Here is a 13,755-nt window from a genome sequence, read left to right as displayed (position 1 = left end):
ATGCTGATTCCTTTTTACTTTTATTCTATTATTCTATAACTCTCGTCCAGCGCTCTTGCTAAGAATACAGCGAACTCTGCTCTTGAGATGCTTTCGGCCGGCCTAAAGGTTCCATCTGGGTAACCGTTTGTGATTCCTGCTGTGAGGATGGAATGAACACTTTCGAAGTAATATTTTTCGTTTGGGACATCCTTAAATAATTTTGAGTAGTCTGTCCGGTAGCCATATGCTCTTTTTAGGATGACTGCTACATCTGCCCTTGTGATTGGGGCATTAGGTTTAAAGGTACCGTCAGGAAATCCCGCTATGAGTTTAGAATCTGTTGCACTTTTGATGTAGCCTGAAGCAAAATTGCTTTTTGGCACATCCGTAAAGCTGGTTTGGCTAAGCTCGCCTGATAGCTTCATCGCTTTTCCAAGCATCGTCACTGCTTCAGCTCTTGTTACAGGATTTTGTGGAACAAAACGGCCGTCCGGATAACCGGTTATGATGTCGTTTTCATATAGATACTCGATTTCTTTTGCATACCAGGCGTTACTTTTAACATCCGGGAAGGAACTAATGAATGGTTCTCCGTTTACCTCAAAGGGCGGCTGTACAAGCCCATAGCCGTAACTGCTATCCTTGCCTTTCACACCTAAGTCGATAGCGGATTGCTGCATAAGCGTTCTAATTTGAGCATTTGTAAACTCTGGGTACGCTTGTTTATATAATGCAGCAATTCCTGCTACAAACGGAGATGCCATGGATGTGCCGTCCGAATAGGAGTAATCCTTGTAGACACCATCGACATAACCAGCAAAAGTGCTCAGTATTTTCTCACCCGGTGCTACTAATTCGAGGGATTCGCCATAATAAGAAAAAGATGATTTCTGGTTACTTCTATTAATCGATCCCACTCCGATTACCGTTGGATAACGGGCAGGAAATAACACATCCTGGCTGCCTGTAAGCGGAGTTAAGGAATTTCCTGAAGCCGCTATAATAATAATATCCTGATTATACGCTTTTTGAAGAGTTTGGCTTAATAAATAGGAGCCTTGCGGTGATGTAATGCTTAGATTGATAATATCCATCTTTTGATTAATCGCCCAGTCGATTGCTGCCACAACATCTGATTGGTTGCCTTCTCCTTTGCTGTCTAAAGCCTTAATCGCATAGATGTTCGCTTCAGGAGCAACACCTACCACGCCAATGCTGTTATCCTTAGCTGATATGATGCCCGCAACATGCGTACCATGTCCCATGTCATCATTATAAGAAGAAACACCTGCCACAAAAGATACTCCTCCAGCAACCTTTAAGTCTGGATGATTCGTACGAATTCCTGTGTCAATGACTCCTACCTTTATGCCCTTTCCTGTCCAGCCCCACTTTTTTGAAAGAGGTGCGTTGACTTTTACATAACCCCAGTCAGTAATTTGGGAGCTTGTTTTCACAACTGGATCAGGGTCGATCCTTGATACACTTGTTTCTTCAAGCAGCTCATCCTTCTCATCAATCGTAATGGTAATAGATGCAGCTGAAAGCTCGTTAAAAATATGATGGACTTCAACTCCATACTCCTCCAGCACCGCCTCGTCTACCTCTCCATCAAATGTGATAATGACCCGTTCCGCCGGCTCTTCACCTTCCGCTTCAAAAGGAACCATTAAGAGGAATAGAAAAAGAGATACATAGATTATTCTTTTCATAGGCTGGTAATCCTCTCTCTTTAAAAATAAGAAACGGACCGCAGTCCGTTTCTCTTAGTACTTCCAATTATAGTAATCTACTATTCCGTATGCAATGGCTTCAGCTGCCTGGTTTCGGTAATAATCGGATGACAGCTTTTGTGCGTCACTGGAGTTAGAGATAAAACCTAACTCGATCAGTGCAGCTGGGAGCGGATTTTTATAAATGACATAAAATTCCGCCGTTTTCACTCCTCGATTTCTTGTACCAAGCGATTTGTATAGTCTGTTTTGTATGAAGCTGGACAGCTGCTTGCTGCTTTCTGATCTTGTGTTTGTTCCAGCAATACTATAGTAAGTTTCAGTTCCATTGGCAGAACTGTCTAGGTTGCTATTCCCATGGATACTGACGAATGTATCTGAGCCTGAATCGACTCCAATTTTAACCCGATCTTGTAATGATACAGATGTATCCGTAGTACGGGTCATCACTACTTGAATTCCTTTTTGATCCAGAATCTTTTTTACTTTTAAGGCAACAGAAAGATTTAGTTCCTTTTCATAGATGCCATTGCCAATTGCCCCTGGATCGGATCCACCATGGCCAGGATCGATTGTAATCTTCTTTTTGGTATTTGGAGCGGATAAATATGCTGAATGCACAAATCCTTTTAAGCTTCCATAAGAAAAATACACCCAGTCGCCATGAAAATAATAGATTGTTATCTTTGTATTCATTGGCAGACTGCCTATTGCTTTGTACTCGGTCCCCGGGCCTACCCGGACATTTAGCGAATCGGCTGTTACAATCCGTTCACCAATCGGAATGAGATCAGCTGAGGATACACGGTATGTTGGGTTCAAACCTCTCGCTACTAATACGGCAAATTCAGCACGATTAATCGGATTATTCGGCCTGTAGCTTCCATCCGGATAGCCATTGGCAAGGCCAGCTGTTACAACCGTGTTAATCGCCGTGTATTGTGTGCCGCTTTTGGCGACGTCCGAGAAAAATACATAGCTTGTACTTGATAAGTTAAATGCCCTTTTAAGAAGGTAAGCCATTTCCCCTCTTGTCATCTTATTTTCGGGCCTGAAAGTGCCATCACTATATCCGGTAAGAATCCCTTTCTCTACAGCGGATTGTATATAGCCGGAAGCATATGAAGATTGAGGGACATCACTGAAGGAGGTTGTACGCTGCTGGCCATTTAAGCCCATTGCGCGGCCAATCATCGTGGCGGCTTCCTCTCTGGTAACATTAACCTCAGGCCTGAACGTTTGGTCAGGGTATCCTGTAATAACCTTCCGATCTAGCAAATAATTGATTTCAGATGAGTATTTTTCAGGAATATCCGTTAAATAAGCGGCTAAACCTGTCCCTCCCATTGAAATCGCCATAATACAAAATGTGACTAGAAACGATAAACCATAAAAAATACGCTTAAACATTGTTGCTCAGTTTCCCCCTGCAATCTTTGTAGATTTTGTCATATTATAACATAATAGACTGAAAAAAATGTCGATTTTTCCAAATTCATTATTTTGACTTACGAAAAAAAATATGATATAGAGCAATAGACTATCATTTCTTCCAATTTAGTAATAGTTTTGTTAATGTTTTGTTATTGATATTTACATAGCGGGTATGTAAAAATAAGTTTTATGCAGGAAATTACAAATTGGTCTATAACTGGTCTAGGTACCTGGTACCCATACCACTACCATATAAAGAGGAGAAACATAAATGACTAATAGAAGTAGAGAGGATTTTTCTTTAAATAAAAGAAGAAAGCTTCGCAAGAGACGGGTTGCTTTAGTTATTTTGGTGCCGCTTATGATTTTGTTTGCTTTTACTGCGTTCCTTGGAACTCATTTTTATGGGGAGTTTAAGAGGACGGCAAATGCATCTTTTGAAGAAATCGAAGGCCGGGAGAAGTCACCGCATCGTGAAGAGGCCGTTAAAATCGATAAAGATAATTTCTCGATGTTGATTATTGGTGTGGATGACAGCGAAAAGCGTGGCTTTGGCGAAAATTCACGCTCAGATGCACTGCTGCTTCTGACGGTTAACCAGAAAGACCATACGGCAAAGTTGTTAAGTATTCCACGTGACTCTTATGTATTTATCCCACAGGAAGGCTATGAAACAAGAATCAACCATGCGCATGCGTTTGGCGGGCCTAAGGCAACCATTGAAACGGTTGAGAATTTACTTGAAATCCCAGTTGACTATTATGCCCGTATAAATTTCCAGGCCTTCATGGAAGTGATCGATGCACTTGGCGGAATTGATGTGGATGTACCATTCGCTTTCTCTGAACAGGATTCCGAGGATAGAGCAGGCGCTATCAGCCTGGAACCTGGACTCCAGACTTTGAACGGTGAAGAGGCACTGGCCCTTGCCCGTACCAGAAAGATCGATAACGATATTGAACGCGGCAAACGCCAGCAGGAAATCATTAAAGCAGTTATTCGTAAAGCAGCTTCTGTTGATTCCTTTTCCAAATACGATGATGTGTTTGATGCAATTGGTTCTAATATGAAAACCAACCTTACATTCGGTGAGATGAAATATTTAGCACAATTTGCGATCAAAGATCCACTAACCATTGAGTCGAAAACACTTGAAGGACAAGATTCCACTCTTGGCGGAGCTTATTACTATCAGTTGGATCAGGAAGCACTGGAATTATTAAAAACTGATTTGCAGAGCCATCTTGAGCTTCATGATGGTCCTATAGAGCAATAATAAAGAGCATCAGGCTTTGTGGCCTGGTGCTTTTTTATTTCGTGATATTTTGAGACAAAAACCAACCCTTTACGTCTACTGTATAAAGGGAGTGACTGTAATGAGATTACTTTACTTGGCCATGCTTTTATTGTTTGTACCCAGTCTATTATTGAGCTGCTAGGAATTAAGTGCTGATGACAAAGACAATAAAGGTGGATAGTAAAAATTACGACATTGGCGGTATTGTTACTAAAGTGAACGAGGAAGCTAACAGAGTTTTGGTCAGCTTAACAAAAAAGGTGCAAGAACATGAAGGACAGATGTGGATTACTGTAGAAGAAGATACAAAGATTCTTAATAAAAGGCTCTGTTTAACTTGATTATTGATTTCTTTTCTAAAAACAAGCGTATTCGAAATAAAACGAATACGCTTGTTTTTAGAGTGCTGAATAATTAAAATTCAGTCCTCGAAACTTACTCTTTAATCTCAATTTTATCGGCATTCGCTTGTGCTGGATAACTTTCATTTATTTCGTTAGTCCATACAGAAACAAGTTGACCAACTCTTAAAGATTCAATATCATTTGTGGAAAACCATATTGCATCTGGTCTACCATCTGGTAATTTTTCGGTTGTGCTTTCCACTAAAAACCTTCCATTTTCTATTTTAACAATTTCTCCTGTAATTGCAGGCATATCATTTTCAATATGTGTTTTTTCATTTTCGTTATTTATTGATTTACCAATGTTTTCGTTGTTACTTGAACAAGCAACTAAAAAAACAAAACAAATTCCTATTAATAATATTTTTTTCAAGTTATTTTACCTCCCAAATATTAGTCGTATTTTTTCTTTGTAAGTTACATCGCATTTACTATCTTGTCTTGCCAGGAATGAACCTGACGTATGAGGATTGGAACATGATTAATGATATTTTCTATGCGGCTTTAGTGATCGGCGGAATCCCCGTATTGCTAGTTTATTATCTTTTGGGTAAACTATGGGATCAGCTGTGAAAAAGAACAAATTTAAAAAAGGACTCATCTGAGTCCTTTTTTCATTCCTCAAAATACATATTAGGTAATTTTAACATTCAAATAATCACAAAGGTTCCCATTCTTCATACTCAACCAATTTTAAAAATTGGTACAGCATTTTAACCATTTGGCTTCTGGTTGTGTAGCCGCCAGGATCGAAAGTTCCATCCGTCTTTCCAGAAATAATATCTGCCTGCACTAATGTTTTGACATCTTCCCTTGCCCAAATTCCTATTTTGGAGGCATCTGAAAAATGAAGGATATCTTTACTCTCATTCAACTTCAATTTTTCATATCCTGTTTCTTTCATGGCTCTGCTTATCATGGCAGCAGCTTGTTCACGCGTAACCGGTTCGTTTGGATTAAACCGTCCGCCTGATGACCCTTTTACAATACCTGCATTTACAGCACTCATGAGTTCAGGGACAAACCATTCATTCCCGGAAACATCCTTAAATTCTTGATTATACTTTTGAACAGGCTCCAAGCCTAGAGCTCTTGTCAGGATTACCGCAAATTGAATACGAGTGGTGGATTGATTTGGTTCAAATGTACCGTCAGGCTTACCAAGGACAATTCTGTTGGCACTCAATTTGTTCACCTGATACTCGTTCCATAATCCCTTAATATCCTGTAACTTCACATAATTTTCTGCAAAGAAGAAAGGTTCATTCCATTGATGTTTAATGCCTATTTTTCCTTCTTCAACAGCGGCAAAGGGCAATGATTTTCCAATTTCTTTATTTTTAAAAACGGCTGCCATTTCTTTATCTTGGTCAATGTAAAAAGAGTTTTCATTTCCACCTATGCCCCTTCTTGAAAACTGGCTTTCTACTAAACCATTTAACAGAATCGATTCCACTTTATTTTCGTTTTTTAACAAAATGTTCACTCGATAGACCGAAGATAAATCTGTAATTCCTCGCTTTTCCAAGAAATCAGGTGCACTTTCAGACCTGAATTGAAAAATAAATGTTAAATCTTCCAGTCCCATTTCTTGTTTCTCTAATAACGTTTCGATAGGAAGAGAATCGAGAGAAAAAATACCTGAATAAGCTGAATCATGTACTTCTATTTTGGCTTTCTTATTATTCTTGTACAGCTGCTCCATTACTAAACCAGGGATGGAAACATCCTTGTTTTTCCCAATATTATTAAGATGAGTCCATACTTTTAGTCTATCAAGTTCTTTAGACTCATTCAGCTGCTCCAATACCGATTCTTCAGACAATATGAGGGAAACTCCTTCGGATGAATCTGTCAAAGTCTCTGTCGTCTCGTTAAATAATGACTGCACTTCAAGAGCTTGATCAACCCGTAAAAAATAGGTCTTTGCTGTTTTTTGATCTTCAGCCGTTATTTTTATTGAAATAAATGTAGAACCTTCTGTATCGAGAGGAATTAGGTCGCTTTCTTTAAATTCCCCCTGATTCGTTTTTATTGTTACAGAAGAAACATAAGGATCGGCCGTACGGACATCCAGGGCAATATGATTAATCCCATACGGAATATTTTTATTATGCACTTGCTGAGTTTTTCCAAAACCAGCATAGCCAACAAACCCGTTTTTATCCCGGATCTCTGCACCCAGCAAATCAGTATTATACCCTGGCTGCCTTATATCGCCAGGAACTTGATGAGGTGAAACAGAGTTTCCGAAGTTTACTACTTTTCCATTATTCAATAATAGCAGATTATCATTTGCTCCGGTTTCAATAGCCTTTATATTGCTGTAATAAGTGTAAAATTCTTTTTCCTTCTTGCTCATTGATTGCCAAGTACTTTCACTGCCTATATAAACAATTTTACCGTCGGCACGCAGAGCTAATATATGAATAGGAGAAGCCTTAATATCCACAATATTGTTCAGGGCCGCAGACGGTTTCATATTGTTGGGAGTCAGGCCCCACCACACGACCTTTCCATCTTTTTGCAAAGCTGCACAATAGTTTTGACTTTCTGTAATTGCTTTTACCGGGCCCAAGTTTTCCGGTATAGCGTTACGGCCATAATCCTCTCCCCACGCATACACCTTTCCCTTATCATCCAGTGCAAGAGAGTGGTTGTTGCCGGCTGATATGGACACTATTCCTTTTAACCCATTCGGAACCTCAGTACCACGTCCTTCCCCCCAGCTAATAACAGTGCCATCACTCTTTAAAACAAGCACATGACTTCTTCCTGCAGATATTTGTGCAGCATCCTTTATTTCAGACGGCTGGCCTTGGGGGAAATATTTGCTGTTTCCCCATGTATGAACAGTTTCATCCTGTTTAATAAATACTGAATATTGATATCCGGCAGATATCAACCTAACATTTTGCATAATTGGGTTAGGACCAGTAAGAGAAGTAAAGGCAGATCCCCACACCACTACACTTCCATCCTTCTTCAGTGCCATTTTGTGAGTGTCACTGGCGGAAATATCAATAACAGGATTCTCTTCAGCGGCTGCAAACTCTTGATTTGCAAAGACTGAGAAAAATAGCAGAATTGCAATAAAACCCATTATAAAGCCCTTAAAATTAGGAATTATCATTATTTTAACCCCACTTATCTACATAGTTACCCATTAATTATAATTGATGGAAATTTATAAATATACTGGTAATAAGAGGATGATATTTAAGGAGTTTCTATAATAAAATAAGACTGTTTTCTAAAAGATTGTTGTTTTTGAATAGATTAGTGAATAGAAACAAACAGGATAAATAAGGTTGGTTGATTGGAGCGTAAGGTGCGAGACTCCTGCGGGAGGAGTGGGACAGGTGAGACCCCACAGGCGCTGTGCGCCGAGGAGGCTCACCGCCCGCCCCGCGGAAAGCGAGCATCCTGGAGCGGAAATCAACCTCTCCTCACAAAGTTTGCGTAAACTGCCTAAAATAAAAAGGACTCCTGAGAGTCCTTTTTCATTACCTTTTAAAATACTCCATCGCATCACTAGCCGTTTCCGCCGCCTGCTTTTGCAGCGGGCCAATTTTGTCTTCAAGACGCTTCTTTTCCGCTTCTTCATTTACAAGAACACGCTGGGCATCCTCGTAAAGCTCCTGCTCACTCCAGTTATCCACATTTACATGTCCAGCCACCTGCTGTCCGCTTATTTCAGCGAAAGCATCAATTTTCGGATCATAGGAAAGCGCCACGAACGGGGTCACTGTAATCGCTGAAAAGATCAGCGCATGCAGCCTCATGCCGATAAGCAGGTTGGACTGCCCAAAGATGTTAATTTTCTGCTCAATCGAATCGTCATATGGCGATACATAGCTTTTCGCACTCATCATTCCAGCGACTTCTTTTGAAGTCTTATCATCATGTTCCCCGTGCATCGGTACAAACACAATTGTGTTGCCGTCTTTTGCGAGAAGATCAAGCGCGTCGGCCATTTTCTTTTTATAATCTACGGAAGATGGCCAATCCCTTACAGATACCGTAACAACGGGTCCATTGAAGCCTTGCTCTGTCCACCATCGGCTGGAGGTATCCTTTCTTGTTAGGCCCATTACCGGATCTGGAACAATTTTAATCGAATGGTTTAACCCGATGTCCTCAAGAAGCTTCTTGGAAGCCACGTCCCGGACTGTGACCTGGGTGTTTTTAAGTACACTTTTAACAATCTTTTGATTGAACGGCTTATGAATCGGACCCATACCCTGGGCATACACAAAGACCGGCTTCCCCAGAACCTGGGCGATCTTCATGATGCCTGTGTAATAAGGAATGGATTTGGGACCTGTTTCATCCTGAAGCAGGCTCCCCCCTCCGCTTATTAAACCGTCTGCACTTTTTAGCGCCTTAAAGATTTCAGGAAGCTTCCAGCGGTTGACTGCCTTCACTCCGTACGTTTTCTCTGTATACGTAGGATCATTTGAAAGAACCGTAATCCCCACATTCGGATCGTTCGCTCTTAGAGCCTGGATGATGGAGTAAAGGATGGCCTCATCCCCGACATTATTAAAACCGTAGTACCCGGATAACACTATATTCATGAAAACCACCTCGGCTTTACTCTTTCGTTAAAAATGGCATGCACTTTTTTGGCGATAAGAACCAGCACCCAGCCTATAATAAGGCCGATAATTAAACTATAAGCCGTTCTTAAGATCGATACATACAGCGGGATGTGCAAATGGGTAAAGGTATTCATGATGGACAAGAATCCAATGACACCCGGGATCAGCAGGAATACTCCCCACTTTTTATTAATTCCTATCACGTATAGCGCCAGAATATAAAATGGAAAACCAATTAAGAATTCCTTCGTTCTTGGTCTTACATACATGAGCTGTTCCAGCCACGAACGGAATGCAAGCTCCAGCTCAGAAACGGAACCCTGGTTTCCAGTCCGGGTAATGTAATAAAGGCCGATAATCCCAATGACTCCAATTGCAGCCACATGCCAATATTGGACAGCCATATTAAGGAACCTTTTGATATTTGTCAAAATCTCACCTTTGATTAGTATCCACATTGCAAACATAAACATAAAGAAAATCGGGAAGATATAAATCAGCTTAACGCCTCTAAAGGCCTCCACTTTTATCAAATATTCCGTGCCATTTAACAATGCAACGATAATCATGATGCCGGATGCACTGATTAAAATAGCCCGTCCATATGATATCAGAATATCTTTAAATGATTTTATATCCCGTAATGGCAATAGGGCATATACAGGGGTTACAATCGCAACAATTAAAGCAATCCCTTGTAAGATAAGGGTCTTTCCTAATACCGCATATCCAAGGCTAAGCGCAAGCATGCCGAGGAATGCAAGAATAAATAAAATCCGATTCTTGAAAACTTCTAGTGCTGCTAGTGAAATAAATAAAATCGCTGAAGCAAATGCAAAGATGTAGCTCCATACAGGAACATTAATGTCTTCAAAAACCTCTGCTTTGCCGGCATGGAAAACAGTCGGCATATCATTATGAACCGTCTCAATGAAATTCTCAAGGCTTTCCAGTGCCTCTTTCCCGTCCTTGTCTTCTGCTCTCAGGAAAATGGACCTGATATTCCTCTCCTTCACAGCTCTTATCGCACGTTCCACGCCTACACTTTCATTTTCGATTGTATTTAAGTTGAGGCTATGAAGGCGGATCACATCCATATCAAGGCTGTTGGCTAGTGTATAAAAGCCTTTTTGATCTGCGAATTCGATGGTATACACAGACATATTTGCTTCTTTTAACCGTTCTGCGTATTCCTTGATTTTTGGAGCATCAGGGGCCCCTGATACTTCTGTTCCTAAGAATAGGACTCTGTCTGCTTCCTCGTCAGCCAGCTCAAGCATCTGGTCAAACAGGAAAGGATTATCCTCCTGCTTCACATTCTGAATTCTTAACACCAGAGAAAGACCCGCTCCCTTAACTTCCTCTGCTTTATCAGTCAGGAAGCTGAGCGGCATGTTCTCTATTTTTTTTACATTTCCAGGAATAAATAATAATTCCTTGCCTCTGAATGTTATTTCCTCGATGTCCGCATCGGCAAAAATAGAAGATAACTCATCTCTAATGCCTGCATCTCTTTGAAAATAAATATATAAGCCATCGTGGAGGTTCCGTTCAGCCATTCCCTCTACATCTTCTTCAAATAGAGATACTTCCCTCATTCTTTCGGAAGTAATGGTTGTCACATACCCTTTATCTTCTAAGCTCTTAAGCGTTTCAGGCTCAATACTCACAGCCTGCAAGCCCGATTGCTTTAATCTGGTGAGAATCTCTTCTGTTGTTAAGCCATCCTCGGCCATTGTCTCGATATCTCCGTATGGAAGCACCATTTCATAGGCATTGTTCTTCCATTCTGCCTGAAACCTCTGGGCGATTCCTGGTGTGGCAAGAATCAGTGATAGGATTAATAAACCCCATAGCGCTTTTTTCAAGTTTTTCCACCCTTTCGAAGGTCGCTGCTTTTCGGTTCCTGGTGCTCCTGATCCGGTTTCTGCTCCACCGGTTCTTTTTTTAAACAGTTTGGACACAACAGGAAGGTTTAATAATTCTGCCTTGGTAATGCCTCTTGTTGCGAGTAACAGGATAAAATAAATAATTGCTCCTGTACCGATTGCCGCCATTACATAGACGAGCGCAGTTAATCTGCTCCATTCGCCAATATTCCAGTATAATGTCGGCAAGCCAATGACAGCACCCATTACAACGGCGGAGATCACCATGGAGGTCGTCTTCCATCCCCAAACTTTGAATGGGATTTTTCTATAAATATAAATCGAATTGGCAATAAAAATGGCCAGGTATACGATCAGCGTTGAATAAGCAGCGCCTGGCAGACCGAATACGGATATCAGGGCGATATTCGTGATAACCTTTAACACTACACCGCCAATAATGATATACGCCCCCAGCCTGGCGAGATCCATCCCCTGAAGGACTCCCGTGCCCAATATGGTCAGGGAGGTAAAGACAGAGCTTAAGCCAATGACAGCCAGCACCCAGCTTCCCTCAAGATCCGTGAATAATGCAAGGTTCACTGGAAGCGTCAGTGCAAACAAGCCAATAGCTGCCGGCCATGAAATAAGATGGGTTAAGGAGTGCGTTCGCTCAATAACCCCTTTTGCTTCCGCCTTCTTTCCTTCAGTGAGCATTTTCGTCATCAAAGGGATTAACGGCAAGATAATCGACGAAGAGAAAACTGTCGCGATTTGTACAAGCGACAATCCTCTTCCGTATATTCCATATTGATAATTAATATTTTCCTGCGGAACCCCCGCCCTCTGCAAGCTTGACGGGACGGTAAATGAATCCACAAAATTCAGCAAAGCCATTGTCACGGACCCAATGACAATCGGCAGGGAAATATAGAGAATTTCCTTCCCTGTTTTCTTAAAGTCGCCAAACGTATAGGGATTTTTTTCGACAGGTTTTAATGCTGATTTTTGGAACAGCCATCTTAAATAGACTGTTGATAAAAGGGCACCAATAATGGAGCCTACCATGATGCCTCCAGCAACGACCTCATCGGAGCGATTTTGCTGCACTAAAATATAAGCAGAAATTAAAATAATTCCTACCCGGATAAATTGTTCAAGCACCTGGGAGATGGCCGTTGGCTTCATGTCCTGAAAGCCCTGGAAATATCCTCTGTATACAGCCATATACGGAGCAACCAACAGGGTTCCAGATACCACAATTAACGCAAGCCTTGTCGATTGGCCCCCTAGCGCTTCCGCGATCTGTGCTGAAAAACTGAACACAAGCGTAAAGCTTGCTAAACCGAATAATAAAGCTAAAATGACTGCAGAAACATAGATGTTCCGAATCTTCTCTGTATCCCGGTTTACATTTGCTTCAGATATCAGCTTCGAAATGGCAATCGGTATGCCTGCCACTGATAAAATCAGCGCCACCATATAAACAGGATAGACTAGACTGAAAATCCCCAGCACTTCATCCCCCGCAATATTCTGCAGAGGAATCCGGAATATACTGCCGAGGACCTTTGATAGCAGGGTGGCGACAGAGAGTATAAGTGTACTTTTTACGAATGTATTGTTCATTTCTGGTTCTTTACCTTCTGGGTTAGAATTTTCACAGCAAAGCGCGGCAATGCCATCATCCGGCCAAAGCGGCTCGGCTGCTTGATTAATCGGTATAGCCATTCAAGATTTGCTTTTTGCCATGCCTCCGGAGCTCGTTCAACTGTGCCGGCAATGACATCAAAGCTACCGCCAACGCCAATAAATACCCCTTTTTCGAATCGGCCGATATTCGTAGCGATCCACTTTTCCTGACGCGGTACACCTAACGCCACAAACACAAGATCCGGTTTCTTTTCCTGGATTTCATTCGGAATTTCCTGACTGTCCCAATCGAAAAAGCCATTATGGGAGCCAACGATTTCAACATTCGGATAGTTTTCCCCGATATTGGCGACTGCCTTTTCAATCGTCTCCTGCTGAGCGCCCAAGAGGTAGATTTTAAAGTTCTTTTCATTTCCAAGCGCGAGCAGATCGATCATTGTATCATAGCCAGTCACCCGCTCAGGAAGCGGCTTGCCCAGCAGGCCTGCACCTTTTACTACGCCAATGCCGTCGGCGGTTATGTATGTGGCCCGGTCGAGCAGGCTTTTGTATTCCGGCTCTTCAATTGCCTTCATGACAATTTCAGGATTTGCCGTAACCACAAAAGCTTTCTCCTCTTTCTCAATATGCTGGTCCAAAAGCTTTACAAATTCAGAACGTGTGATGTTTATAAAAGGAACACCTAGAATGTCCACAAATTTCAAGGTCATTTTTTTACTCCTTGTCCAAAAATATTCTTTATTAATATAACATAAAAGAGAAGTAACACCTAGATGCTAC

General features: G+C 41.4%; 8 protein-coding genes and 2 pseudogenes. 2 read left to right on the top strand and 8 right to left on the bottom strand.

Annotated elements, in window-relative coordinates; genetic code table 11:
* Positions 1 to 20 precede the first annotated feature (20 nt).
* Both DFO73_RS05615 and DFO73_RS05610 read right to left on the bottom strand, forming a co-directional pair.
* Positions 21 to 1,694 carry a S8 family peptidase gene (locus DFO73_RS05615; protein ID WP_110063800.1) on the bottom strand — a complete coding sequence of 558 codons (1,674 nt, stop codon included), beginning with the start codon at positions 1,692 to 1,694 and terminating at the stop codon, positions 21 to 23.
* 54 nt (positions 1,695 to 1,748) lie between these two features.
* Entirely contained in the window at positions 1,749 to 3,125 is a 1,377-nt protein-coding gene (locus DFO73_RS05610) for an N-acetylmuramoyl-L-alanine amidase (protein WP_110063799.1), read from the bottom strand.
* A gap of 295 nt (positions 3,126 to 3,420) precedes the next feature.
* Here DFO73_RS05610 and DFO73_RS05605 point away from each other — a divergent pair, with 295 nt between their 5' ends.
* Together DFO73_RS05605 and DFO73_RS05600 are read left to right on the top strand one after the other, a co-directional pair.
* Positions 3,421 to 4,425 (top strand): LCP family protein, encoded by a 1,005-nt coding sequence (locus DFO73_RS05605; RefSeq protein WP_110063798.1) that lies wholly within the window; start codon positions 3,421 to 3,423, stop codon positions 4,423 to 4,425.
* Between the two features lie 176 nt (positions 4,426 to 4,601).
* Complete coding sequence (locus DFO73_RS05600; RefSeq protein WP_110063797.1) at positions 4,602 to 4,787, top strand: hypothetical protein; 186 nt, start codon at positions 4,602 to 4,604, stop codon at positions 4,785 to 4,787.
* Between the two features lie 94 nt (positions 4,788 to 4,881).
* Here DFO73_RS05600 and DFO73_RS05595 read toward each other — a convergent pair whose 3' ends face one another.
* The 6 genes and pseudogenes from DFO73_RS05595 to DFO73_RS05575 form a co-directional block, all read right to left on the bottom strand.
* The gene (locus tag DFO73_RS05595; RefSeq protein WP_110063796.1) at positions 4,882 to 5,223 is read right to left on the bottom strand and encodes a DUF3221 domain-containing protein; all 342 of its coding nucleotides are present in this window, start codon (positions 5,221 to 5,223) and stop codon (positions 4,882 to 4,884) included.
* Positions 5,224 to 5,508: 285 nt separating this feature from the next.
* Entirely contained in the window at positions 5,509 to 7,983 is a 2,475-nt protein-coding gene (locus DFO73_RS05590; protein ID WP_110063795.1) for an S-layer homology domain-containing protein, read from the bottom strand.
* 373 nt (positions 7,984 to 8,356) lie between these two features.
* Positions 8,357 to 9,430: a polysaccharide pyruvyl transferase CsaB gene (gene csaB, locus DFO73_RS05585; protein ID WP_110063794.1), complete on the bottom strand. Its 1,074-nt coding sequence runs from the start codon at positions 9,428 to 9,430 to the stop codon at positions 8,357 to 8,359.
* Positions 9,427 to 11,220: pseudogene (locus DFO73_RS29780) on the bottom strand (DUF5693 family protein); the annotation flags it as partial. The gene csaB and the pseudogene DFO73_RS29780, both read right to left, overlap by 4 nt.
* A 183-nt stretch (positions 11,221 to 11,403) precedes the next feature.
* Positions 11,404 to 12,951: pseudogene (locus tag DFO73_RS29775) on the bottom strand (putative polysaccharide biosynthesis protein); the annotation flags it as partial.
* Positions 12,948 to 13,685: a WecB/TagA/CpsF family glycosyltransferase gene (locus DFO73_RS05575; protein ID WP_110063792.1), complete on the bottom strand. Its 738-nt coding sequence runs from the start codon at positions 13,683 to 13,685 to the stop codon at positions 12,948 to 12,950. The gene DFO73_RS05575 and the pseudogene DFO73_RS29775, both read right to left, overlap by 4 nt.
* Between the last annotated feature and the right edge of the window lie 70 nt (positions 13,686 to 13,755).

It is taken from the genome of Cytobacillus oceanisediminis (genome assembly GCF_003182355.1).
Taxonomy (GTDB): Bacteria; Bacillota; Bacilli; order Bacillales; family Cytobacillaceae; genus Cytobacillus; species Cytobacillus oceanisediminis_A.
Note: the sequence above shows the minus strand (reverse complement) of the source record. Positions and strands in the feature narration are given on the sequence as shown.

What these genes read in the sequence shown, in the direction of transcription:
- DFO73_RS05615 (WP_110063800.1), bottom strand. Translation starts at nt 1,694, where the DNA reads ATGAAAAGAATAATCTATGTATCTCTTTTTCTATTCCTCTTAATGGTT.
- DFO73_RS05610 (WP_110063799.1), bottom strand. Translation starts at nt 3,125, where the DNA reads ATGTTTAAGCGTATTTTTTATGGTTTATCGTTTCTAGTCACATTTTGT.
- DFO73_RS05605 (WP_110063798.1), top strand. Translation starts at nt 3,421, where the DNA reads ATGACTAATAGAAGTAGAGAGGATTTTTCTTTAAATAAAAGAAGAAAG.
- DFO73_RS05600 (WP_110063797.1), top strand. Translation starts at nt 4,602, where the DNA reads ATGACAAAGACAATAAAGGTGGATAGTAAAAATTACGACATTGGCGGT.
- DFO73_RS05590 (WP_110063795.1), bottom strand. Translation starts at nt 7,983, where the DNA reads ATGATAATTCCTAATTTTAAGGGCTTTATAATGGGTTTTATTGCAATT.
- csaB (WP_110063794.1), bottom strand. Translation starts at nt 9,430, where the DNA reads ATGAATATAGTGTTATCCGGGTACTACGGTTTTAATAATGTCGGGGAT.
- DFO73_RS05575 (WP_110063792.1), bottom strand. Translation starts at nt 13,685, where the DNA reads ATGACCTTGAAATTTGTGGACATTCTAGGTGTTCCTTTTATAAACATC.